Below are 22,761 nucleotides of genomic sequence, written 5' to 3' on the forward strand. Positions count from 1 at the left end.
ATCTCCCCATCTCCCCATTTCTTCAACTTCTGAGCCAGAAAGACATAATATGTCATAATCTGTAACAGATATTTTAATATTTCCGCCTGCTTTTCTAATAATCCAAAGAGAGCAATGACCAACCAAGCTGTTGATCCGAATCCGTTGGATCGATATGAGTGTAATGCCTGCGGCTATGTTTATGAGCCGGAAAAGGGAGACGACAAGAACGATATTGCTGCTGGAACTCCCTTTGAGCAATTGCCAGCAGATTGGCGCTGTCCCGTTTGTGGCGTGCGGCAGCAAGCCTTCCAAAATATTGGGCCAAAAGGAACTGCATCGGGATTTAAGTCTAATTATGGCTATGGCTTCGGTGTTAATACTCTTACACCCACACAAAAAAATCTCCTGATTTTTGGTGCCTTGGCACTGGGCTTTTTGTTCTTCCTCAGTCTGTATGGATTACAATGATAAGCTTTGGCATTCACAGTAGGGCGAAGCATTCTGGCAATAATTTGTTGGTTGTGAACCTAAAGATATTTGCTAGAGTGCTTCGGCCTTACAACATCCCCGATGCCGTAGGATGAAAAATTGGCTGATTTTGAGAAGATTAAAAGTTTGGCAGAAAAACTAGGCAAGACAAGTTAGAGAATACTGGGCAAAAATGCGATCGCTATTAAGAAATTTGCAAAAATTAGGAGTGCTGCTAGCAGTTGTCCTGCTTTGTGTAGCTTGTAGTAAAGTACCCACTATCAGCGACAATCCTTGGGAAATCCTCAATTTACCCACAGAAAGTAACCTGTCAGATGTTGCTTTTACTGAAGACAAAAATCACGGCTGGATAGTGGGAAGCAACACCACTTTGCTAGAAAGCACTGATGGCGGCAAAACGTGGCAACCAAAAGTTCTAGATTTAGGTGAGCAAAAGTATCGGTTTAGTTCAGTCAGTTTTTCTGGCAAAGAAGGATGGATTGCTGGACAACCTTCCCTGTTGTTACACACCACTGATGAGGGACAATCTTGGTCACAGATTACTTTGAGCCAAAAGCTTCCAGGTAATCCTAATACTGTGCTTGCCCTTAGCCCAAACTCGGCAGAAATGACTACTGATGTAGGCGCAATTTACCGGACAGCTGATGGCGGTAAAACCTGGAAAGCAATGGTGGAAGAAGCTGTCGGCGTAGTGCGAAATATCTCGCGTTCGGCTGATGGTAAGTATGTGGCGGTTTCCTCACGGGGAAATTTTTACTCGACTTGGGAACCGGGGCAAAGTGCCTGGGTACAGCATAACCGCAACAGTTCTCGCCGAGTGCAAAACATGGGTTTCACCAGCGATGGTAGATTGTGGATGTTAGCTCGTGGTGGTCAACTGCAATTTACTGACCCTAAAGATCCAGAAGTATGGTTAGATGCTGATTATCCAGAGTTTTCCACCAGCTGGGGTTTGCTGGATGTAGCTTACCGCACTCCTGACGAACTTTGGGTGGCTGGTGGTAGCGGGAATTTACTTCGCAGCTTAGACGGTGGAAAAACTTGGGAAAAAGACCGTCAGGTGGAAGATGTGCCGTCTAATCTTTACCGAATCGTGTTTCTGAGTCCAGAGCAAGGATTTATTATCGGTCAGAATGGCACTGTGCTGAAATATAACCCGAATATTGTTGGCGCAGCTTAAACATTCTCAATCTTGTCTTGTGAGAGTGTTTAATATTTCGTATCATTTGTTTAAGCTTTGATCTTGTTGTTGGAGGATGAAGAATGGCCGGGACTACTGGAGAGCGTCCGTTTTCGGACATTGTTACTAGTATTCGTTATTGGGTAATTCATAGCATTACTATCCCAATGTTGTTTATTGCTGGTTGGCTGTTTGTGAGCACTGGGTTAGCATACGATGCTTTTGGCACCCCTCGTCCTGATGAGTATTACACTCAAACTCGTCAAGAATTGCCGATCATTAACGATCGTTATCAAGCAAAAGACCAAATTCAAGAGTTTTCTGGTAAGTAGTTTTTAATCATTGGTAGCGAAATATGAATACTCCCTCGAATCAACCCGTTTCTTATCCGATTTTTACTGTGAGATGGCTGGCTGTACATACACTGGCTGTACCTACAGTTTTCTTCCTGGGCGCGATCGCCGCTATGCAATTCATTCAACGCTAGGAGAAACTAATGCCTACTCGTACCCCGAATCCTAATAATCAACCAGTTGAGTTAACCCGGACGGCTCTTTATTTGGGTTTACTCTTGATTTTCGTTCTTGGTTTGTTGTTCTCCAGTTATTTCTTTAACTAACTGGTTTTCAGTGATATTCTGTTTCAAAAAATAGAAAGTTGTTGTTTAAATAGGAGGTAATGCTGTGTCTGGAAGTGGAAGAATTCCTTTGTGGATTGTTGCTACCGTAGCAGGTTTAGGCGTAATCACCGTTGTCGGCATTTTCTTCTATGGTGCATACGCTGGTTTAGGTTCTTCTTTGTAAGAATTATCTAAGTTTAAATTTTCGCAAAAAAACCGCTTACCTAAAATTAGGAGAAGCGGTTTTTAATTTTTTTGGGATTTGGGATTAGGGACTGGGGACAAGGGGACAATTTAATTCTCCTCTGCCCTTCTGCCCTTGAAGCCTTTCCGTCACAAACTATTTAAGTCTTCGGAAAACTGGGGTAAGTCTGGGGGAACGACGCTGCGATTAACTTGGGCTTTGTGACTTTCTTGTTTGGTGGAAATGTCGGAGGAAATTGCTTCAAAGCGAATTTCTAAGCAACCGAAAGGAACTGTCATTTGGAAAGATGTTTCTAAGTTGCCCCAAGCGTCGAAATAAAAATCACCTAACCAGTGTGGGCCTTCTACGAGCGATCGCGTTTGCAAATCTACTACCCAAAACTTTACACCGAGTCGGGGTTGTCGCATTGGTACTTTGACTCGCACCCGAATTTGTTGTCCGGCGGTTAGTTCTCCTTCTGGTACATCTAATTCTGGGGTTGGTAAAGCTTCCACTTCAGTTTCATCACCAGAACTTTCGCCAAGGGAACTAAGACTATTTTCTGGTTTTCCTGGTTGTTCTTCTTCTACAACAAACTCCATTGCGGCTAATTCGGCATCTGGGCCAGTATAAATAGCAGCAGCAGGAGTTTCGGTTTCTTCTTCTATGTCTTCAAAAACCGGATCTTTAGTTAATTCTGTGGATAATTCTGCATCTGCGGCGATCGCATTTAGACGCGACCAAAAACGCTCTTCTAATTTTAAAGATTGAAAAGCTGTATCAATATTAGCTGGTTCTGTTTCGGGTACGTTTGAATCTTCATCAACAGTAACTCGATCGGAAATTTCTGCTGCTTCTGTATCCATCTCAGAAGTAATACTTTCTTCCGTTAAAGTTGTTGATTCTTTTGATTCTATTTCCGAACTTTCCGTTGTTTCAGGAGTTGCTTCAGGATTGCCAAAATTCCCAAAACTTGGCAATTCTATCTTTTTAATTGGGTTTCTGATCAAATCTGGTTGATAGATTTGTGGTGGTAAAATTTGTTTGCCACCGGGTTGAAAAACTGGAAAATTCAGATTTGTTGGGGTGGTGGCTTGGTTATATGCTGCTAAGTCTAAAGCTGCTGATTTAGATTGATTTGCGGACATTTCCAAGACTTCTGTTTCATGGAAGTTATCTGCGATCGCACTCAGTAAATCGTCTAAATCTGCGGTAATACTAAAAGATCTACTTGCCAGAACCAATGGAGTATCATTTGGTATTTCTGGCACATCATAAATAGTAACTTCACCTAACAGTAAATGAGTTTTACTGTGGGCTGGAATGTGAATGTTGCAAGCAAAAGAAAAAGGTATTTCCTGTGTGGTTAATTGCTGCTGACGTTGGGCTAAAACTTGTCCACTTTGGGGATCGCGTAGACGAATTCGCATTTCTCCTGTTAATGCTAATTCTTCCTCAGTCTCCTGATTTTCAATTGGATTTGGCAGTTCTACATATCCTGCTAAATTAATTGATTGTCCAGCACGCGCCATGTATGTTTCTTGCTTGAGAGTTAAGCGCAAAGGATAAGGATCGGGGGTCGCAGATTTAATACTAGAAACTGGAATTTTAGATTGATGAGAAATGGTTAAATCGCCAATTTTTCCCTGTTCTCCTACTCCCGTATTACCATCTTTTGCTGATTTTGGCTGAGGATCAGGGGGCAAAATATTTAATTTGAGGGTTTTTTGCCAAGATTCTCCCATTAAATCTTCAAACAAATCTGGCAAACAACGAAACTCCCAAATTCCCGGAGCGAGATCGGTAAAAGGAATCAGCACCATTAACCCTTCGGAGTTGATGCGACGCGATCGCTTTTGTAACCTACGCTTAGGCGGGTTTTCGTGGATTGAGTGGTGAATGATGCGAATGTCTATATCGGTGTCTGCACGGTTGGAACGCACTACAAGACGATACCTGCCTTCAGGAAGCTCAACTTCGGGTGATTTCAGGGATTGCCAAGAGCGATCGTTTTCTTTTTGAATGAGAAATTCCCAGTATTCCATCGGTAGCCGGAAAGATAGCGCCAATTCACCTTAATCGTAGACTAGGGAAGGTTACACGGCAAATGTTTGTTGGTTAGAATCTAGGCGATTGAAGTCGCAGCTACACAAACTAAGTCCGCCTACGCGGACTGAAGAAAGCTTTGTCTATGATTGGTAATTTTGCAACCAAGTAGTTAAATCTGAGGGTTGGCAGAAATCTAATAGTGCTTCTGCCAAGTCTTCTATTTGTGAAATCGATAAAGTCTGAATTTGCGCTTGGATTTCGGGAGTGACTTAGCCAATTTTACGGGGAAGCAGGCGCGGTAATGAGTTTGTGGCCCGTTTTAGATAAAGCAACTGCCTTATTAATGGAGCGTTTTTTTGATAATTTGGCACGCGGGTTTGGTTTTATTGGGGTGCTTGGGTATGTCAGGGAGAGACAACAAAATTAAAAGATATTCTTAGTCTAAAAAATTTTTCCAGCATAACTGCATAGGTCGTTTTCACCCAGACATATAGAGGAGTAGACAGGCAAACAAATCTTTCTACAACTGACTTTGGATGTAGGGACTATGAAATTTAATTTTAAACATCTCAGCTTGATTTCTTTAACTTTAGTAATTGCTTTGGTTACTCCAGTTTCTGCAATTACAAATGTCAAAACACCTGTTATCCAAGCGCAAGCAGATAATTCTAAATTAGAAGCAGCGACTCAATTGTATGAACAAGGATTAGAACAGTACAAACAACAACAATTTTCAGAAGCATTACAAACTTTTACCCAAGTTTTAGGAATGATGCGGAAACTTGGTTACAGTCAGGGAGAAATGTTAACTCTTTATCGATTGGCGATGATTTACGAAGATTTGCAAGATTATCCTCAAGCGCAATCTGCTTATGAAAAGGCGTTGGTAATTAGCCGTAAGTTGAACGATCGCTTTAATGAAGCTGCATACTTAGATTATTTGGGTGTTGTTTATAGAAGACAAGAAAAATATCAGCAAGCACTTGATTATCATCAACAATCTTTGGCACTTTTTCGGCAATTAAAAACTCCCCGTAGTGAAGCAATTGTTCTCCGTAATTTAGGTATGGTTTACCTGGGACAAGAAGAATATGAACAAGGATTAAACAGTTTTCAAACAGCTTTAAAAATAGAAGAATCTCTGAGTCAGCCAAGAACTAAAGCTGTTACTTATTATATGATTGGTTTAACTTATGGTTATCTGAATCGCCAGCAAAAAGCAATGGATTCCTATCAACAAGCATTGTCTTTGTTCCGGGAAGTTGGAGATGAAGAGGCTATGCAACAAACTCTCCGCCAAATTCGCGAAGTCCAACAAGCACTGTCTCAAGTTGGATAGGAAAAATTTAACTCAAAAAACTTACGCTAATCTCACAAATTTTAATTGTGTACGTTGTTGCGCTGTCTTCGCCCAAGGGCAACAACGTACATTTTGGAGCAAATTCTAAAGCATTCTGGAAAAGTTAAAAGTTGTCATGTAGCTATGGAGGATGTAAATATGGTTCCGGGAGAAGGGAAAATGCAGCATTCTTTTAAAGTGGGTAATTATTTTGGAGTGTTAATTGGGCTTTTGCGCGATCGCAAAACCTTTTTAGAAGAAATTCGCCAAGGCACCAAAATTCATCATAAAATTATTGCCTTACTGGTTTGTAGTTCCATATTTTTCGCCATTTATGGAGCAATTATCGGTCTATCTCATAGCCCAATTCAAGCTTTATCTGCTGCTATTAAATTACCAATTCTTTATTTACTGACAATTTTAATTTGCTTACCTACTTTGTACATTTTTAATATTTTCTTTGGTTCTGGGCGCAGCCTAGCAGCGCATTTTTTGGTTGTATTAACGGCTGCATCGGTGATTAGTGCGCTTTTAATTGCTTTTGCACCAGTGACGTTGTTTTTCCTGATCACTACTAATAATTACCAATTTTTTAAATTACTAAATGTTGCTATTTTCATCTTTACAGGCGTAATTGGTGTACACTTCCTTTATCAAGGAATGCAACTAATTTCCGATCCTGACAAAGAAGGTCAAACAACCCGAACTCGACTGTTACAATTTTGGTTAGTCCTTTATGGGTTTGTTGGTAGTCAACTAGGATGGACACTTAGACCAATTTTTGGTTCACCAAACACAAAATTTGAGCTATTTCGTCAGTTACAAGGTAACATTTATCTTGATATCGTTAAGGCAATTTCCGAAGTACTAGGTTTTCACTAAATGAACTTTCCTCTGGCGCGGCAATATTTTTACAGAGAGATTCATCAGGCTGAGAAAAACATTAATCTAGCAAAAGCAGCCTTGTATATTGCTCAGGAAGAATATCCCGACCTCGCTCCAGAGGAATATCTTAATGCTTTAGATACAATGGCGGAAGAGATTGAGGAACGTTTACCCAGGGAATCTTATCCTTTACGGGTTATCCAATGTATTAATAATTATCTTTATGATGATTTGGGTTTTACTGGTAATAGTGATGATTATTATGACCCACGAAACAGCTACTTAAATCAAGTGATTGAACGGAGAACTGGAATTCCAATTACTCTTTCTTTGGTTTATTTAGAAATAGCTCAACGTATAGATTTTCCAATGATGGGCATCGGAATGCCAGGTCATTTTTTGATTCGTCCCGATTTTCAAGATGTGGGAATTTATGTGGATGCTTTTAATAGAGGGGAAATTTTATTTGAACAAGATTGCGAACAAAGATTGAGCCAAATTTATCAGCAATCTGTAAGGATTTCTCCGAATTTATTAGAACCTGTAACTCCCCGTCGCTTTTTGTCAAGAATGCTGATGAATCTGAAAATGATTTATCTTAATCGCGGGGAATGGCAGAAGGCTTTGGCAAGTATTGAACGGATTTTATTGTTGTTTCCTGGGACTCCGACAGAGTTGCGCGATCGCGGTTTGCTCTATTATCAAATTGGCGAGTTAGCACCAGCTTGTCAAGATTTAGAAAATTATTTAATCCAGGTTCCTAACGCTGAAGATGCTAGTTTTATTCGTCAATTAGTAGCACAGATTCGCCAAAATCTTTAAACTATAATTATTAACTAATTCCCTTGGCTTGTTCTTGAGCAACTATTTTTAATCTGCGTAATTGTGCTTGCATATCTTCCTTTGTCCAAGCCGCAGCGAAAGTATTAAATCCCCAACTAATTAACGGGTTAGCAACTGTAAATTCAAAGCGATTAATTAATAGTGTACCATCAGCTATAGGTTGACATTCCCAGCGATCGCGTCCTTGGAAAAATCCCGTAAATTCCCACACAATTAAACCTGGTTCCCGTTCTACTACTTTACTGTTTAAAGTCGGTTGTAAAATGGGAATTTGAATCACAAATCGACTGCAACTACCAATTTCTGTACTCCAATCACCTACAGGATCGCAACGCAATGCTGGATTTAACCAGCGGTGCATTAAAGTGCGATCGGTAATACAGCGTTCTACTACCGTAGCACTAGCTTTGATCTGAATTGATTGCTCAAAAACTTGCCAATCTGATGTCACGTTCAATTTTATCCCTTTCTACTCAAACTCAGGGACAATGATTCAAAGATAAGGTCTGAGTAAATATTCTCATTTACGCTATCATATCTTTGAACTATCCTCTAAAGTAATTATCAATCAAGTTTTACACTTTTGGATTAAGAGAAACCATAAATTTTGCTGATTTTAGCCAAACTTTTCTTTGAATAGGAATTTAATTAATATTTAACCTTTGACAAAGGGTAATCAAAAGCACTATGGCAAGAGGTTGATTTTACTTAATTCCTGAAGCAGGCTATTTTGAAGATTTGTTAATTGGTTAAATAATTTACCCTTCATCCAAATAAATTCCCCGGTTGGCTATTTACCTATAAAGGTAGATGACAATAAAAAATCGTGAATTTATGGTTAGCAAAGACAAATTTATGGTATGTTAACCAACAATTCTGACAATAAATCAGAAAAACTATGAATAACATTTGGCAAAGTACAGCACATTTAGTTGTGAGTGTGCCGACTCCTCCTTATCCAATTGTGGCGCAGGTTACAAAGACAACTAACCCAGTAAATGAAACGGTTGATGTTGTCCAGCGAACCACTAGCAACATTGGTAACTTTTTACCCAATTTGTTAGGTGCGATCGTCATCTTAGTTGTTGGCTGGCTATTAGCGATTATCATCGCTTGGGCAGTCAAGAAACTGCTAAATCGCACTAGCATTGATAATAGGATTACGGCTTGGGTGACAGGGCGGCCTGACGCGGAAAGTCTACCTGTAGAAAAGTGGATTTCCGATGTAATATTTTGGATCATTTTCATCTTTGCCCTAGTCGCTTTTTTACAAGCACTTCAGCTAACGGCGGTTTACGAACCGCTCAATAATTTACTCAATCAGGTCTTTACTTTCCTGCCAAAATTAGCAGGAGCAACGATTCTTTTAGCTATTGCTTGGGTAATAGCAACAATAGTTAAATTGGTAGTTACACGCTCATTACAAGCTGTGAGATTAGATGAGCGTCTCAACCAAGAAGTTACTGATACAAACAACCAATTTTCTATCAGCGAAACAATTGGTAATACACTGTATTGGTTTATCTTTTTACTGTTTCTTCCCTCAATTTTAAGCACATTAGAATTAGAGGGAACTTTACAACCAGTACAGCGATTACTTAATGATATTCTGTCAATATTGCCCAATATATTTGCGGCGATTTTGATTGGTGCAGCAGGTTGGTTAGTTGCTCAAGTTGTGCGGCGAATTGTTACCAATTTGTTAATAGCTGCGGGAACGGATAGATTAGGGACTCGTGTGGGAATTAATCCTTCAACAACGGGACAATCTCTATCTTGGATTATTGGTACAATTGTCTATGTACTAATTTTAATTCCGGTGGCGATCGCAGCTCTGAATGCTCTAAGAATTAGTGCGATTTCGATTCCCGCGATCGCCATGCTTAATGATATTCTCAGTGCAATTCCGAGAATTTTCACGGCTGGAATTATCTTAGCTGTAGCTTATGCGATCGGTAGATTTCTAGCAGATGTTGTCACCAGTATCTTAACAAGTATTGGCTTCAACAACGTTTTCAACTGGATTGGTTTACCAACACCCAGACAAACCCGTAGTAGAATTATTGTCTCTCCATCCGACATCCCTGCTGATAGTCCGATACCAGAAACAATTGAAGAAAAAACTACTTCGAGAACTCCGTCGGAAATTGTCGGAATTATTGTGTTAGTGGGGATCATGCTGTTAGCTACAGTCGCAGCTGTAGAAGTTCTCAACTTTGCAGCCCTCACCGCAATTGTTTCGGGAATTGTGGCTATAGCTGGGCAAATTTTAGTTGGTTTAGTGATATTTGCGATCGGTTTGTATTTAGCAAATCTCGCTTTCCATCTGATCACCAGTTCTGGAAATCAACAAGCATTAATTCTAGGCAATGCAGCGCGAATTGCGATTATTATCTTAGTTTCAGCGATGGCTTTACAACAAATGGGTATTGCTGCGGATATCGTTAATTTAGCCTTTGGTTTATTGCTTGGTGCGATCGCAGTAGCAACAGCAATAGCCTTTGGATTGGGTAGTCGTGATGTCGCTGGCGAACAAGTTAGAGATTGGTTAGAATCCTTTAAACGCAAAAAGAATGAACCACCTCGAATGTAGTTAAGCAATTCAACAATTTTAATCCATAAATTAGGGTGCTTTCCAAAATACAAAAAGCACCCATTTTTATCATTTATATTGAATTAAAATTAAGTCCGTTGTATCGACTTCAGTCGTACCTATCCTAAAGAAAAACACTAAAGTGTTTACAACGAACCAGGTTTGTTGTATCGACTTCAGTCGTACCTATCCTAAAGAAAAACACTGAAGTGTTTACAACGAACCAGGTTTGTTGTAAACACTTCAGTCGTATTTCTTCCAAAGAAAAACACTAAAGTGTTTACAACGAACTAAGTTTGTTGTATCGACTTCAGTCGTTTGATATTCTGCTATATAATTTTGCCCGCAATTCGTCTTTTAAGCGATTCAAAATCGAATCTTCATCCAAAGAAGATAAAATTTGATCTACCACAGCTTTTGGCCCTGCTGGGCCCCAAGAAGCACCATTTGCTAAATAAGCTTTAGTAACTTGTCCAATTCCATAAGAAGAAACACCAGCTACACTCGCTTGAGTTAATGCCACAGAAAAATAAGCACCTAAAGATAAACCTCCGGTTGCTGGTGCGCTTAAACCTAACAAACCTTTTAAAGAACTTAAGCCCAAATTTGCGACTAATTCACTAGCAGTTAAACCGCCCATACAAAGAGCAATTCTTTTTAATAAAGATACTGCTCCTTCTTGAGTCATGGAAATGCCGTAAAGTTTGGACAAAGTTAAAATCAAAGCTACATCAATGATTGCGCCACTAAATAAGTCTACTACTGTGACTGGGTTAAGTGCGATCGCCAATGCTTTTGTCACCGAAGCATTCCAAATAATTCGATTTGCGCTATTTTCCCGAATAGCCATTTTTCGCTCTAGCACTCGATCGTTTACTTCATCAGCAAACAACATCGAATTTAATGCAATTAAAGACTTACCTTCTCGGTGTAAAATTTCTAAAATCTTTAATTTTAATTCCTCAATTTGCGGTTCTCCCGATTTCATTTGTACGCCTAAACTACCATCTTGTCGGCGCACAGCTTGGGCGATTAAAGGAGAAGCCGCAGCCATAACAATTTCATCAGGTGAGAGTAATTCTCGCACGCGATCGTCCCGGATTTTTTGATAAATTGCCATGCGATCGACTTCGGGATATTGGTCTATTTTGTTAAATACCAATAAAATTGGTTTACCAGCCGATCGTAATTCCGAAAGCGCACTATGTTCCACTTTCGTCATATCGCCAGCAATTAAAAATAAAATTAAATCTGCTTGTTTCGCCACATCTCGCGCCAAAGCTGCACGAGTTTCGCCATCTACTTCATCTAATCCCGGAGTATCAATTAATTCTACTTGCGAATTCCCTTTTCCAGGTAAAGCAACTCTTAAAACTTGAGAATTCCCATCACCCACTGCTTCTTGAGAATAGTACCAATTTGCCTTTTGACTGTTGCGAGTTACGCCATGCAAAGGGCCTGTTTCAAACACTTTTTCTCCTAGTAAAGCGTTGAGTAAAGAAGATTTACCCCGCCCTACCATGCCAAACACAGCAATTTGCACCACTGAACGTTCTAACTTATCCAGCATATTCTGCAAATCATGAATTACTGGCTCTAGTCCGGCTTGTTCTTGAGGCGAAAGGTCTAAATTAGCAACAATCTCCCTTAAGGCTGTTTGCGCCTGTTTATAATTTAGTTCTTCTTGAATATCAGTAAAGCTAAAAATAGCATTGTCCAGTTCCCTTTCCAGGTCTGGGGAATTTGCGGCATTGTTTTGTGACCCAGAAAAAGTAGTCAAAGTGTATCCTCCGGTCAACTGTAAGGTAGGGTGGGCATATATTTTGATCCTAGTGAGATTGACTCAAATTGCCATCCGTTTACTATGAGAAAAGAGAGTTAAAGTAGATTGTCCTGAAATCGTGAGCACAAAACGTCTACCAGAAACAACTGCCTTTGTCCGCATTACTGAACTGTGCTGGCTACAGGGCAAAATTGCCGGGGAGGTGAGAGCCGAAGATTATGAGTGGCACTTCCAATGGTGTTTTAAACAGGGTAAGTTGTCTGTTCAGCCTACTCTGGGGCGTGCTTTAATTATCGAGCCTTTGGGTAGGTTTTTAGAACAGTCCGATTATCAACTAGAGCCAGGGGGAGATTACGCTTTCACAATCCGGGCTAAGTTTTAAAAAGTTTTGAGTTTTGTCTTAGCAACTCACTAAACGTCCTAAATATCTTTCGATGAGTAGAATGGCGACAATATCATCTACTGGTCGGGGTAAGGGTCGCATTCCTTGGGGGATTAATTTATAAAGTCCTTGAGGTGGGTACATTTGCCAATAGCGATCGCGTGCTTCTAAAGTACTATATCGTTCATCAACCAAAATAATTCGCAAAGGTTGTGGCAGTTCTTCATTAAGTCGCTTTTTCCAAGTTTTAGCGGTAGTTTGATCTCCCATTACTAACACAGAGATTGGATAAATTTGTCGTAATTCTTGAATGGTAGCGATCGCATTTTCCGCAGCAATAACTTCGTGGTAGTGTAGTTTGCGATCGACTGCCATCACTGCGAAACCACATTTTTGCCGACCAGGATCGAAACCCAAAATTACAGGCTGTTTGGGTGATGCACTAGATTCAGGTTTAGGACTATCAGGAGAAAACATAAGTCAATTTTAGATTTTAGATTTTAGATTAACCTCTACAAATCAGGAGTAAAAGGGTAAACCGTAATTAATCCTTGTCCCCTTGTCCTCAAATACCTTCACCCCGTTGGCGTTGTCCTAAAAATTACTTGTCCACCTTGAATTGCGACTAAATCCATTTTGACTGGCCCAGCAGTATAAGTAGTATCTGATGCTACCACTTGCACATCTACTGGCTGTTTTGATTGTTTTAGTTGCTCTAAAAAGCGGGTTAATGTTTCGATGCGATCGTCTCCTATTTGCATTGTATTAGCGACAATTCCCGCACGTCGAGCGCGATACTGAGATGCAGCGATTAATAACTCAATTCGCTGACGCAATTGCTCTTCTGTCATCTTTGAGGGATCGGCTGAAGTTGCTGCTAACACTTCACCAGCTTTAAAAATCACGCGATTAGGAGCAACATCAGCAAATACCTGCACGGGCGATTCTCCCAGAACATAATTACCAGCTGAAATAATGCGGACTACATAATCATTGCCATCATCTATTGTGTCAATTAATTGTTTGACTTCTGTTTCTCTAATTACAATTACCTGTTCTTTAAAGTTATTGTCTCCAGGTTTTGTGCGTTGGATTGCCGATCGATTAGCTTGTGATAATAATTGATCTACCACTGAACGAGCAGCTGTCGGGTCTACAATCCGAAATACTCCTGATGCGAGCACTTGACCTCGCAGCAATCTCACATTACCTTGACGTAATTCTTGATAATCCTGATAATACTGTTCTAATGTAGCAACTTCCTGTTGCAGGAGGTCTAATTCTTTCCCTCTTTGACTAAGTTGCTTCTCTTTTTCTGTAATTAATTTTTCCCGTTCGGCAATTAGTTGTTCGCTTTGGTTCAGTTTGGCTTCTAAAACTTTCAGGCGGTTTTCCTGTTGAGCAATAACTTGGTCTTGGATTCGCATTTTTTGAGCGCGAATGCCAATTTCTTGTTCTCTTTGATAAATCCGTTGATCCTGAGTCCTAATTCTTTGATCGCGCTGATTTATCGCTGTATCACGAACAGCAATTTGTTCATCTTGTAACCTAATTGTGCGATCGCGTGCTGCAATTTTTTCATCTCTTTGATCGAGTTGGGCTTTTAGTTGAGTAATTTGTTGCTGAACTTGATCTTTTTGCGCGATCAATTCTTTCCTTTCTGATTGCAGTTTAGTAATCTCTCCTCGCAAGTTTTCTGTTTGCTGAGAAGCTACTTTTAACTGTTCCTGAGTTTGACTCAACTGCCCTTGAGTTTGAGTCAGTTGCCCTTGCGTCTGATTTAATTGTGCTTCTGTATGAGCTTGTTTGGCAACTGCTTGCGAAAGTTTTGCCAATACCATCTGCAACGCTTTATTTGTGTCATCCAAGCGTTTCTGTGCTTCTGCTTGCTCTGCTTTAGCTTGCGCTAACTCATTTTGTACTTGACTTTTTTCCTGTTCTACTTGAAATTTCTCTGCTTCTAGAAGCAGTTTTTCGCCTTTAGTTTTTTCCACCTCTTGGCGGGCGTTTTTGAGGTTTCTTTGTATCGTCCCTAATCTAAAAACACCTGTACGCAACTGATCGCTGGCGGCAAATAAAACTGCCAGTGTGGAACCAGAAATTAAACTACCTGTCAGGAGGGTGATCAACACCGCTGTGTTTTTTGGTCGTAAATTGAACAAGCTCAGTCTAGCTTTGCCCACTTTCGTACCAATGCGATCGCCCACCGATGCGATCACGCCTCCCAACACCAAAACTGCTACTATCAGGATTAACCCGGTGGTCATATTCAGCTAATTTAGCTCCATATCCAGACTATCTCACACCCTAGTAAATATTGAAGCTAGTAACTTAAATAGAGTGGATAAATTTACACCTATTTAAGTTTTTCCCTGACAGGGGAGGGATATTTTAATTGCTGTCAAACCGCAATTAGGTAAACTGTTGGCTTAACGCTACTGGGTTATGAACAGTAATCTTTTTCTTGTGGATGGAGATCATTTTTTCCTGCCTAAGATCCCCTAGCAAACGAGTCACTGTTACGCGAGTGGAACCTATGGCTTCAGCGATCGCCTGATGGGATAGCTTCAAATCTATAGTAATCCCATCTTGACCAGAAACACCAAAATCGCGGCAAAGAATTAATAAAAAACTCACCAATCTTGAACCCATATCTCTGTGAGCTAAGGTTTCAATCATCATCTCTGTTTGCAGAATGCGTGAAGACAAACCTCGCAGCATTAACATTGCTAACTCAGGGTTATCTTTCAGTGCTTGTTCTACTTGATCGATTGGTGCTGAGAGTAATTCCGCTGGTGTAAAAGCTACCGCATGATAAAACCGATCTGAGCGATTCCCTGTAATCAGAGATAATACACCAAACACACTATTTTCTCGCAGTAGCGCGACTGTAATTTCTTCCCCAGCTTCATACACTCGCGAAAGTTTTACCGCACCTTTGAGGAGGAAATATACCCTTTCGGCTGGATCTCCTGGGAAAAAAATGGTCTTTCCCCTTTCAAAGGTTTCTACAACTGGTGGAAATGCACCACCTCCTATTTGCCGAAATACAGATGCAAGCGGTCTATCGTCTAAAACGACCATGTTTTTTTACCCTCACCGACACCCAAGAAAATTTCTTAAATCTTGGCAATTAACCTTAGCAATAACTTCTCCCATCCCAATTCCCAAAATCTAGCTTATGAGTTTTTGCTCCTTGGTCAAGATGTAGTTTATTTGATGTTTGTGTTTTTGACTATTAGGCGCTCCAGCACTTCCATAATTTTTACTCAATCGAGTCGGATATATATCAAATTCCTGTGCAATATAACACATAATAGCTACTTACATAATTGCATCTTAACTCCTCATGTTTACAAAATTTTGCCAGCCTGAAATAGAGAGTTAATTTTTCGCAGTTAAACACTAGAAATTAACGCTAAATTTCAAGTATTTGGGGGGATTTTCTGTATTTTAAGACACATTCTTCCGAAATGTGGGGGAATTTTAGCGAGATTATGGGAAATTTAGGGCTGTTTCCGGCGCAACTCTCAGATATAATGAACGACTATGCTGAATTTAACCGGAAAAAACGCTCTTGTAACTGGCATTGCCAACAATCGATCGATTGCTTGGGGCATTGCCCAACAACTTCATCAAGCTGGTGCCAACCTTGGCATTACCTACTTGCCTGATGAAAAAGGTCGCATGGAAAATAAAGTGGCTGAGTTGGTAGCACCTCTCAACCCCAGCTTGTTTTTACCATGTGATGTCCAGAATGAATCCCAAATCCAGTCCACATTTGAAACTATCCGCGAAAAATGGGGTAAGCTGGATATTCTAATTCATTGTTTGGCTTTTGCCAAAAAAGATGATTTGTCAGGAGAATTTAGCAAAACCACTAGAGAAGGCTTTAATTTGGCTTTAGAAGTCAGCGCCTATTCGCTGATTCAATTGAGTGGAGCAGCTAAACCTTTGATGACAGAAGGTGGTAGCATCATTACGCTATCATATTTAGGCGGCGTGCGGGTGGTTCCTAACTATAATGTAATGGGAATTGCTAAAGCAGCTTTGGAAATGAATGTTCGTTACTTAGCTTCTGAATTAGGCCCGCAAAATATTCGGGTAAATGCGATTTCAGCAGGTCCGATCCGGACTTTAGCTTCTTCGGCAGTTGGCGGAATTTTAGATATGATTCACCATGTCGAGGAAGTGGCACCTTTAAGACGAACTGTTACCCAAACTGAAGTGGGTAATACGGCTGCTTTTCTATCCAGTGATTTGGCTAGCGGCATCACAGGTCAAGTTTTGTATGTGGATGCTGGTTATGAAATCATGGGCATGGGATAAGTTAATTTATTGATTTGAAATTAGTTTATGCAAATTAGCGATCGCCAAGTTCTTTCTCAAGAACATCCAGAGCAAATTACCCCCGCACGTATAGCAACTGTCAGACGGACTACGGGCGAAACAGATGTGCAGGTAACTGTTAATTTGGACGGTACAGGGGTTTGTGTTTCCAAAACGGGAATTCCGTTTTTAGATCACATGATGCACCAAATTTCTTCACATGGATTGATAGATTTGGATGTGCAAGCAACGGGTGATTTGGAAATAGACGATCACCACACAAATGAGGATGTGGGGATTACTTTGGGTCAGGCGTTGGGGAAGGCTTTAGGCGATCGCAAAGGCATTGTCCGTTTTGGTAATTTCCTCGCGCCTCTGGATGAAGCTTTAATTCAAGTGACTTTGGATTGTTCAGGAAGACCTCATTTAAGTTATGGTTTGGAAATTCCGACGCAGCGAGTAGGAACTTACGATACTCAATTAGTTAGGGAATTTTTTGTGGCGTTGGTGAATCATTCCCAAATGACGTTACATATTCGTCAGTTGGATGGGATTAATTCTCATCATATTATTGAGGCGACTTTTAAGGCTTTTGCTAGGGCGATGCGAATGGCTGTGGAATTTGATGCCCGTCGTTTGGGGAGTATTCCTAGTTCTAAGGGGGTTTTATAAGATTTTTTTGAACCACGTTCGCGTAGCGGTGCGTAGCACTTAGACACGAAGGAAACGAAGAAGGAAACCGCAGAGACGCAGAGGGCGCAGAGGAAAGATTAGAGAGATTTTAGGATTTTTACTCGGCTTAAATGATGGGAGTTAAGTGTTGCTCGATTTCTTGAAGATAGTCTGTTAAACCTGTATAGATACCTCGTTTTCGGAGATGATCTAAACTTGTTTCTTCCCAACATTGCTGTTCGCGTTCCATCTTTCCTTCTGTTAACTTTTCGACAACGACTTTAGGGTTTCTAATGCGATCGGGTTCTTCAAAGGAGTTAGAGCGTAATCTGTGTGAATCTTCGCAGGGATCGAAATTTAATTTGGTCTTTATCTCTTCTAAAATTCGTCTTTCCTCTTGGTTAAGTGGAATAAATCCATTCAAAACCCATGCTTCGCGCATTCTGTTGGCTGTACCAATAATAATTTCTAATTTCGGTTGGCGATCGATCTGTACCAAACGTGCTTGCTCAAGACCTTCTCTTCGCTCAGGTTGATTGTCTAAATCCCGAATAAAAATAACTGCTTTAATGTTTCGTGTTTTTTGCAAATAACGGACTAAATTCATAATTTTTATAGCTGCTGCACCATCACTTTTTAATGCTCCATCTTTATGACCTAAATACCTTGGTGGGCGAAATCCTAAGTTTTTAGAGTTAGTAATAATTTGATTAATATCTTTCCAGCAAGAATGTTCTGTACCTGCTTCTAAACCAGTCCACCGAAATAAATATTGCAGTTGTTCAGGTTCTAACCAATCAATTTTTTCTACTAAAATGCGATCGGCTAATTTTGTAGCGGTTCGTGCATCTGCACTACTTTCTACAATCACCACAAACTCAATCATTCATTTCTCCAGCAACTACCCAATCTTCCCCTTCAGCATCCCAAAATTCCCCAGTAGTTAAAGTTTGTTTTGCCCATTCTACATCAGGATGTTCGTCCAATCTTTTACAACGAGTAAAACCTGATTCCGTATTACTTAATACATGAACTTGTGAAGGTGTAAGTTCATCCACAATATAAGGAGAATGAGTAGTAAAAATAATTTGTAGATTTGGATTGGCTTGAATAATTTCCTTAAAAACAGCCATCAATTCTCTTTGTGCTTTGGGATGAAGTCCCTGTTCCACATCATCTAATAATACTAAATTTGGTTGATTAGGATTCATCAAAACAGTCAATAATCCCAGCGCCAGCATTGTTCCTTCACTAATGGCATGGGCGGGAATGCGATCGCCCGTATTCATATCTAAGACAACTTCTTGCCCTACGATTTCCCTACTTTCTTCATAAGGGATTAACTGACCAGAAATTTCAATTGAATTTAGGCGTTTAAGTGTTACATTAGCTCGTCTTACTCTTATTTTCTGTACACTTGGAACAATCTTTTTCAACATTTCTTGTATAGATTGAAATCTCTCTGGAGCTTCATTACGAAGATAGTCTAAAGTAGGTGCTAACCCTGAACCATCAAACTCAACTTGTGGCTTAATTGCATCACTATAAGCTGCTTTAGCAAGATTATTAGCTACTAACTTTAAATAAACTGTATATTTCAAAGATTGGGTGATGGGATCTGGGTCATTATAGATCAATGAGCTTTTCCATCCCTCTAAACGGTTTATCTCTTGCCCGATTTTCCATGATAACGTCGGAATCCAAAAAGGATTAATGTTTTGTTGCTGAAACTTAAAGAAAACTTCCCAATCTTGGCGATATTTACCTTCCCAAAAACCAGTGACAAAAACAGACATATTATCTTGTCCAATTGTTGTAATAAATTGAGGCGCTTGGTCATTATTAAAAATATTTGTAAAAGATAAATCAGCAAGCAGACTCATATAATATAATGCTTGCAAAACTGATGTTTTACCAGAACTATTTTGTCCTACCAATGCGTGTAGGCGAGAATTATCGAAAATTAGTTCTGTAGATCGATGACTTTTAAAGTTATAAAGTCCTACTTTTTCTAGCATTTTTCTCAAAAAGAAAGCTCATTTTTACACCTCATTCAAGTTCTAACATTAGCAGCAAATCACCCGATTTTCAGGCGATTGCCAGACTAAAACCACCCTTCCCTCCATAGGCAGACTTCAGCCACCAGAGCGAATATGTTATAAAAGTCATAATTCTTAACTTTTATTTATCAATGGTGGTTTCCTCTGGCTTGTCCAAGATTCAAAGTTTTTTGACAAAAAGAACTTTATTTGGTAAAGAACTTACTCCTGAATTAGTCGCCATTTTATTGGTGTACTTCGTTCAGGGCGTTTTAGGGTTGGCACGCCTAGCTGTCAGCTTTTTCCTCAAAGATGAATTGGGACTAACTCCGGCTCAAGTGTCGGCTTTGATGGGAATTGTGGCTTTACCCTGGATGGTTAAACCTTTATTTGGCTTTATTTCTGATGGTTTGCCAATTTTGGGTTATCGGCGACGACCTTATTTAATTCTCTCTGGGTTTTTGGGATCTGCGGCTTGGATCGGTTTGGCGACGGTGGTGCATAGTGCTTGGGCGGCGACATTGGCGATCGCTCTTTCCTCCCTCTCTGTTGCCATTGGTGACGTAATTGTAGATTCCCTAGTCGTAGAAAGAGCCAGGGGAGAATCAATTAGTGATGCCGGATCTTTACAATCTCTTTCTTGGGGCGCTACTGCATTAGGAGGTTTAATTACTGCTTACTTAAGCGGCTTTTTATTACAACATTTCAGTACCCGCACTGTATTTGCTATTACCGCAACTTTTCCCCTCATTGTGTCGATCGTGGCTTGGTTAATTGCTGAGTCACCAACGATCGAAAAACCAGATTTTTCCACAGCTTGGCAACAAGTTAAACAACTAAAAAAAGCTGTTACTCAAAAAGCAATTTGGTTGCCCACAGCATTTTTATTTATCTGGCAATGTACCCCCACTTCTGATGCAGCATTTTTCTTCTTTACAACTAATGAATTGGGGTTTCAGCCAGAATTTTTGGGCAGAGTTCGTTTAGTAACTAGTGTGGCTTCTTTGATCGGAATTTGGCTGTTTCAAAGATTCTTTAAAAATGTTTCTTTCCGCACCTTTTTTGTCTGGACAACTGTGTTGTCTGCGGCGTTGGGAATGACAGCACTACTACTAGTTACCCACACAAACCGCGCTTTGGGAATTGACGACCATTGGTTTAGTTTGGGAGATAGTTTGATTCTCACAGTTATGGGACAAATTGCTTATATGCCAGTGTTAGTTTTGGCAGCAAGGCTTTGTCCTCCCGGTGTAGAAGCTACTTTATTTGCATTACTGATGTCAGTGACTAATTTAGCAGGTTTACTCTCTTATGAGTTTGGTGCTTTTTTAATGCACTGGCTGGGAATTACAGAACATAATTTCCAATCCCTCTGGTTATTGGTAGTGATTGCTAACTTAAGCACTCTTCTACCTTTACCTTTTGTCAATTGGTTGCCTCAAGGCGATCCCCAAGCAGAAATTTCTGAGCAACATCTCCAACCAATTCCTGCTTTGGAACTAGATTCTACTGCTTCAAAACATATAGCACAACCTTTTTTTCCTGATTTAATGTCAGAATTGATGCCTCACTCTTTGTTAAGAGAAACAGAAAAATCGGCTGAATAAGTAGAGATGTTGTATACAACGTCTCTACTAAAAATTATATGTTCTGAAACACTCTCAAGTAATACCAGCTACCAAATACCAATTACCAACTATGCAGAACTTCCAACTTTACGAACACGCATCTACAGTTCCAGTCAAATCTTACGATCGCCAAAAGTGGCAAAAAGGTTATCAATCACTTAAAAGAGAATTTAATTATTTGATTGATGATATCGAAGGAGAAATTCCTCCCAATCTCCAAGGAACTTTATTTCGTAATGGCCCCGGTTTATTAGATGTTAATGATCAAAAGTTACATCATCCTTTTGATGGCGATGGGATGATCTGCTCTTTCACTTTTAATAATGGCAAAGCTTATTTTCAAAATCGCTTTGTACGGACTAAAGGTTTTGTTGAAGAACAAAAAGCAGGCAAAATTCTTTATCGTGGCGTTTTTGGTACTCAAAAACCTGGTGGCTGGTTAGCTAATGCTTTTGATTTAAAAATTAAAAACATCGCTAATACTAATGTAATTTATTGGGGTAAAAAACTCCTAGCACTTTGGGAAGCGGCTGAACCCTATAGCCTCAACCCGAATAATTTGGCGACTTTGGAAATGGAATATTTCGATCGCGTTTTACAAGAAGGAGATGCTTTTGCTGCTCATCCTCGTATCGATCCTAGTTGTGAGTGGGATGATGGAAAACCAAGATTAGTTAATTTTTCCATTAAACCAGGACTCTCTACTACTATTACTATTTATGAGTTAAATGAATCTGGCAAAATTGTCCAGCATCATGCTCATTCTGTTCCTGGTTTTGCGTTTATTCACGATTTTGCTATTACCCCAAATTACTGTATTTTCTTTCAAAATCCCGTAACTTTTAATCCTTTACCTTATGTTTTTGGGTGGCAAGGTGCGGGTCAATCTGTCAAATTTAATCCCCAAGAAGCAACACGCATTATTATCATCCCCCGCCATTCTAATACTGCTATTCCGGGAGTGAAAATTTTAGAAACTCAATCGGGTTTTGTTTTTCACCATGCTAATGCTTTTGAGCAGGATAAGGAAATTTATATAGACTCGGTTTGCTATGAATCTCTCCCTACCGTTGAGCCGAATTCTGATTACCAAGAAACAGATTTTGATGCACTTTCTCCGGGACAACTTTGGCGGTTTGTGGTTAATTTGAATGAGCAAACTGTCCGGCGAGAAATGTTAGAAAGCCGCTGTTGTGAGTTTCCTTGGGTGCATCCCGCCAAAGTCGGTAGGTTTCACCGTTATTTATATCTTGGTGCGGCTCATACAGCGTCAGGAAATGCACCGCTTCAGGCAATTTTAAAAATTGACCAAGTTTCTGGAGAAAGACAGCTTTGGAGTGCTGCACCAGAGGGTTTTGTCAGCGAGCCTGTTTTTGTTCCAGCTCCTGATGCTGTCAATGAGGATGATGGTTGGATAATGACGTTAGTGTATGATTCGTCACGTCATCGATCGGACCTCGTAATTTTAGATGCTCGCAATTTGCATCAAGAACCAATAACTAGGTTACATTTGAAACATCATGTTCCTTACGGATTACACGGAAGTTTTACACCAGAGGTATTTGAAATTCAAGAATTACGGAATTAAAATAATAAATTGGTAAAAAACTTAATCTTTGGCGAGTTAGTTTGTATAACTTTTGTGGGATTTATAATCTTAGAGGGTTGACGGGGAAAAATATAAACAGTAATAGTAATGCCAATCAAAGCATTAGTTACTACCCCCTAGATTAGCCAATCAACAGGGTGCTAGCCAGGTAAACCC

At 40.0% G+C, this 22,761-nt stretch carries 25 protein-coding genes; 16 read left to right on the plus strand and 9 right to left on the minus strand.

Annotation, left to right across the window (positions count from 1 at the left end):
* The first annotated feature begins 114 nt into the window (after positions 1-114).
* The 6 genes from IQ264_RS09735 (at position 115) to IQ264_RS09760 (ending at position 2,454) form a co-directional block, all read left to right on the plus strand.
* Complete coding sequence (locus tag IQ264_RS09735; RefSeq protein ID WP_193980576.1) at positions 115-450, plus strand: rubredoxin; 336 nt, start codon at positions 115-117, stop codon at positions 448-450.
* Positions 451-643: 193 nt separating this feature from the next.
* On the plus strand, positions 644-1,651 hold the full coding sequence (locus IQ264_RS09740; protein WP_193980578.1) for a photosynthesis system II assembly factor Ycf48: 1,008 nt from the start codon (positions 644-646) through the stop codon (positions 1,649-1,651).
* 83 nt (positions 1,652-1,734) lie between these two features.
* Positions 1,735-1,983: a cytochrome b559 subunit alpha gene (gene psbE / locus IQ264_RS09745; protein WP_193980580.1), complete on the plus strand. Its 249-nt coding sequence runs from the start codon at positions 1,735-1,737 to the stop codon at positions 1,981-1,983.
* Positions 1,984-2,006: 23 nt separating this feature from the next.
* Entirely contained in the window at positions 2,007-2,138 is a 132-nt protein-coding gene (psbF, locus tag IQ264_RS09750; protein WP_193980582.1) for a cytochrome b559 subunit beta, read from the plus strand.
* Positions 2,139-2,147: 9 nt separating this feature from the next.
* Complete coding sequence (locus IQ264_RS09755; RefSeq protein WP_073594179.1) at positions 2,148-2,270, plus strand: photosystem II reaction center protein L; 123 nt, start codon at positions 2,148-2,150, stop codon at positions 2,268-2,270.
* 64 nt (positions 2,271-2,334) lie between these two features.
* A complete protein-coding gene (locus IQ264_RS09760) occupies positions 2,335-2,454 on the plus strand; it encodes a photosystem II reaction center protein J (protein ID WP_193980584.1) in 120 nt (39 codons plus the stop codon).
* Between the two features lie 149 nt (positions 2,455-2,603).
* Here IQ264_RS09760 and IQ264_RS09765 read toward each other — a convergent pair whose 3' ends face one another.
* Complete coding sequence (locus tag IQ264_RS09765; RefSeq protein ID WP_193980585.1) at positions 2,604-4,523, minus strand: hypothetical protein; 1,920 nt, start codon at positions 4,521-4,523, stop codon at positions 2,604-2,606.
* Positions 4,524-4,643: 120 nt separating this feature from the next.
* Positions 4,644-4,760 (minus strand): DUF4351 domain-containing protein, encoded by a 117-nt coding sequence (locus IQ264_RS33855; protein WP_413470344.1) that lies wholly within the window; start codon positions 4,758-4,760, stop codon positions 4,644-4,646.
* Between the two features lie 44 nt (positions 4,761-4,804).
* Here IQ264_RS33855 and IQ264_RS32880 point away from each other — a divergent pair, with 44 nt between their 5' ends.
* From IQ264_RS32880 to IQ264_RS09785, 4 genes are all read left to right on the plus strand, one after another.
* Positions 4,805-4,930, plus strand: coding sequence for a CHAT domain-containing protein (locus IQ264_RS32880; RefSeq protein WP_228061410.1), 126 nt, complete (start codon positions 4,805-4,807; stop codon positions 4,928-4,930).
* 120 nt (positions 4,931-5,050) lie between these two features.
* Positions 5,051-5,842: a tetratricopeptide repeat protein gene (locus IQ264_RS09775; RefSeq protein ID WP_193980586.1), complete on the plus strand. Its 792-nt coding sequence runs from the start codon at positions 5,051-5,053 to the stop codon at positions 5,840-5,842.
* Between the two features lie 159 nt (positions 5,843-6,001).
* A complete protein-coding gene (locus IQ264_RS09780; RefSeq protein WP_228061411.1) occupies positions 6,002-6,724 on the plus strand; it encodes an actin-binding WH2 domain-containing protein in 723 nt (240 codons plus the stop codon).
* Positions 6,725-7,549: a SirB1 family protein gene (locus IQ264_RS09785; RefSeq protein ID WP_193980587.1), complete on the plus strand. Its 825-nt coding sequence runs from the start codon at positions 6,725-6,727 to the stop codon at positions 7,547-7,549.
* A 10-nt stretch (positions 7,550-7,559) separates the two neighbouring features.
* Here IQ264_RS09785 and IQ264_RS09790 read toward each other — a convergent pair whose 3' ends face one another.
* Positions 7,560-8,027, minus strand: coding sequence for an SRPBCC family protein (locus IQ264_RS09790; RefSeq protein WP_228061412.1), 468 nt, complete (start codon positions 8,025-8,027; stop codon positions 7,560-7,562).
* A gap of 441 nt (positions 8,028-8,468) precedes the next feature.
* On the opposite strand from IQ264_RS09790, the gene IQ264_RS09795 reads away from it, so the two are divergent.
* Positions 8,469-10,163, plus strand: a complete 1,695-nt coding sequence (locus IQ264_RS09795; protein ID WP_193980588.1) for a mechanosensitive ion channel — start codon at positions 8,469-8,471, stop codon at positions 10,161-10,163.
* 310 nt (positions 10,164-10,473) lie between these two features.
* Here the strand turns inward: IQ264_RS09795 and IQ264_RS09800 are convergent, their stop codons facing one another.
* Positions 10,474-11,943, minus strand: a complete 1,470-nt coding sequence (locus IQ264_RS09800) for a GTP-binding protein (protein WP_193980589.1) — start codon at positions 11,941-11,943, stop codon at positions 10,474-10,476.
* Positions 11,944-12,064: 121 nt separating this feature from the next.
* Between IQ264_RS09800 and IQ264_RS09805 the strand changes: the two genes are divergently transcribed.
* Positions 12,065-12,328, plus strand: coding sequence for a DUF3146 family protein (locus IQ264_RS09805; RefSeq protein ID WP_193980590.1), 264 nt, complete (start codon positions 12,065-12,067; stop codon positions 12,326-12,328).
* An 18-nt stretch (positions 12,329-12,346) separates the two neighbouring features.
* Here the strand turns inward: IQ264_RS09805 and IQ264_RS09810 are convergent, their stop codons facing one another.
* The 3 genes from IQ264_RS09810 to ntcA all read right to left on the minus strand — a co-directional run bounded on the left by IQ264_RS09810 (position 12,347) and on the right by ntcA (position 15,412).
* Positions 12,347-12,805 (minus strand): pre-16S rRNA-processing nuclease YqgF, encoded by a 459-nt coding sequence (locus tag IQ264_RS09810; protein WP_193980591.1) that lies wholly within the window; start codon positions 12,803-12,805, stop codon positions 12,347-12,349.
* Between the two features lie 98 nt (positions 12,806-12,903).
* Positions 12,904-14,595: a DUF3084 domain-containing protein gene (locus IQ264_RS09815; protein ID WP_193980592.1), complete on the minus strand. Its 1,692-nt coding sequence runs from the start codon at positions 14,593-14,595 to the stop codon at positions 12,904-12,906.
* A gap of 145 nt (positions 14,596-14,740) precedes the next feature.
* Positions 14,741-15,412 (minus strand): global nitrogen regulator NtcA, encoded by a 672-nt coding sequence (ntcA, locus tag IQ264_RS09820; RefSeq protein WP_193980593.1) that lies wholly within the window; start codon positions 15,410-15,412, stop codon positions 14,741-14,743.
* 465 nt (positions 15,413-15,877) lie between these two features.
* Between ntcA and fabI the strand changes: the two genes are divergently transcribed.
* A complete protein-coding gene (fabI, locus tag IQ264_RS09825) occupies positions 15,878-16,657 on the plus strand; it encodes an enoyl-ACP reductase FabI (protein WP_193980594.1) in 780 nt (259 codons plus the stop codon).
* 27 nt (positions 16,658-16,684) lie between these two features.
* Entirely contained in the window at positions 16,685-17,329 is a 645-nt protein-coding gene (gene hisB / locus IQ264_RS09830) for an imidazoleglycerol-phosphate dehydratase HisB (RefSeq protein WP_193980595.1), read from the plus strand.
* A gap of 127 nt (positions 17,330-17,456) precedes the next feature.
* Here hisB and IQ264_RS09835 read toward each other — a convergent pair whose 3' ends face one another.
* Positions 17,457-18,215: a hypothetical protein gene (locus IQ264_RS09835; RefSeq protein ID WP_193980596.1), complete on the minus strand. Its 759-nt coding sequence runs from the start codon at positions 18,213-18,215 to the stop codon at positions 17,457-17,459.
* Entirely contained in the window at positions 18,208-19,347 is a 1,140-nt protein-coding gene (locus IQ264_RS09840) for an AAA family ATPase (protein ID WP_193980597.1), read from the minus strand. Before IQ264_RS09840 ends, IQ264_RS09835 begins: the two co-directional genes overlap by 8 nt.
* A 173-nt stretch (positions 19,348-19,520) precedes the next feature.
* Between IQ264_RS09840 and IQ264_RS09845 the strand changes: the two genes are divergently transcribed.
* Positions 19,521-20,975: a folate/biopterin family MFS transporter gene (locus IQ264_RS09845; protein ID WP_193980598.1), complete on the plus strand. Its 1,455-nt coding sequence runs from the start codon at positions 19,521-19,523 to the stop codon at positions 20,973-20,975.
* 91 nt (positions 20,976-21,066) lie between these two features.
* Positions 21,067-22,584, plus strand: coding sequence for a carotenoid oxygenase family protein (locus IQ264_RS09850; protein ID WP_193980599.1), 1,518 nt, complete (start codon positions 21,067-21,069; stop codon positions 22,582-22,584).
* Positions 22,585-22,761 lie beyond the last annotated feature (177 nt).

It is taken from the genome of [Phormidium] sp. LEGE 05292 (assembly GCF_015207735.1).
Lineage (GTDB): Bacteria > Cyanobacteriota > Cyanobacteriia > Cyanobacteriales > Aerosakkonemataceae > Floridanema.

Bases quoted from the DNA above. Each gene is read 5' to 3' on its own strand.
- psbE (WP_193980580.1), top strand. From the start codon at position 1,735: ATGGCCGGGACTACTGGAGAGCGTCCGTTTTCGGACATTGTTACTAGT.
- IQ264_RS09850 (WP_193980599.1), top strand. From the start codon at position 21,067: ATGCAGAACTTCCAACTTTACGAACACGCATCTACAGTTCCAGTCAAA.
- IQ264_RS09740 (WP_193980578.1), top strand. From the start codon at position 644: ATGCGATCGCTATTAAGAAATTTGCAAAAATTAGGAGTGCTGCTAGCA.
- IQ264_RS09780 (WP_228061411.1), top strand. From the start codon at position 6,002: ATGGTTCCGGGAGAAGGGAAAATGCAGCATTCTTTTAAAGTGGGTAAT.
- IQ264_RS09735 (WP_193980576.1), top strand. From the start codon at position 115: ATGACCAACCAAGCTGTTGATCCGAATCCGTTGGATCGATATGAGTGT.
- IQ264_RS09815 (WP_193980592.1), bottom strand. From the start codon at position 14,595: ATGACCACCGGGTTAATCCTGATAGTAGCAGTTTTGGTGTTGGGAGGC.
- IQ264_RS09845 (WP_193980598.1), top strand. From the start codon at position 19,521: ATGGTGGTTTCCTCTGGCTTGTCCAAGATTCAAAGTTTTTTGACAAAA.
- ntcA (WP_193980593.1), bottom strand. From the start codon at position 15,412: ATGGTCGTTTTAGACGATAGACCGCTTGCATCTGTATTTCGGCAAATA.
- IQ264_RS09810 (WP_193980591.1), bottom strand. From the start codon at position 12,805: ATGTTTTCTCCTGATAGTCCTAAACCTGAATCTAGTGCATCACCCAAA.
- IQ264_RS32880 (WP_228061410.1), top strand. From the start codon at position 4,805: ATGAGTTTGTGGCCCGTTTTAGATAAAGCAACTGCCTTATTAATGGAG.
- hisB (WP_193980595.1), top strand. From the start codon at position 16,685: ATGCAAATTAGCGATCGCCAAGTTCTTTCTCAAGAACATCCAGAGCAA.
- IQ264_RS09795 (WP_193980588.1), top strand. From the start codon at position 8,469: ATGAATAACATTTGGCAAAGTACAGCACATTTAGTTGTGAGTGTGCCG.
- psbF (WP_193980582.1), top strand. From the start codon at position 2,007: ATGAATACTCCCTCGAATCAACCCGTTTCTTATCCGATTTTTACTGTG.
- IQ264_RS09835 (WP_193980596.1), bottom strand. From the start codon at position 18,215: ATGATTGAGTTTGTGGTGATTGTAGAAAGTAGTGCAGATGCACGAACC.
- IQ264_RS09785 (WP_193980587.1), top strand. From the start codon at position 6,725: ATGAACTTTCCTCTGGCGCGGCAATATTTTTACAGAGAGATTCATCAG.
- IQ264_RS09840 (WP_193980597.1), bottom strand. From the start codon at position 19,347: ATGCTAGAAAAAGTAGGACTTTATAACTTTAAAAGTCATCGATCTACA.
- IQ264_RS09775 (WP_193980586.1), top strand. From the start codon at position 5,051: ATGAAATTTAATTTTAAACATCTCAGCTTGATTTCTTTAACTTTAGTA.
- IQ264_RS09755 (WP_073594179.1), top strand. From the start codon at position 2,148: ATGCCTACTCGTACCCCGAATCCTAATAATCAACCAGTTGAGTTAACC.
- fabI (WP_193980594.1), top strand. From the start codon at position 15,878: ATGCTGAATTTAACCGGAAAAAACGCTCTTGTAACTGGCATTGCCAAC.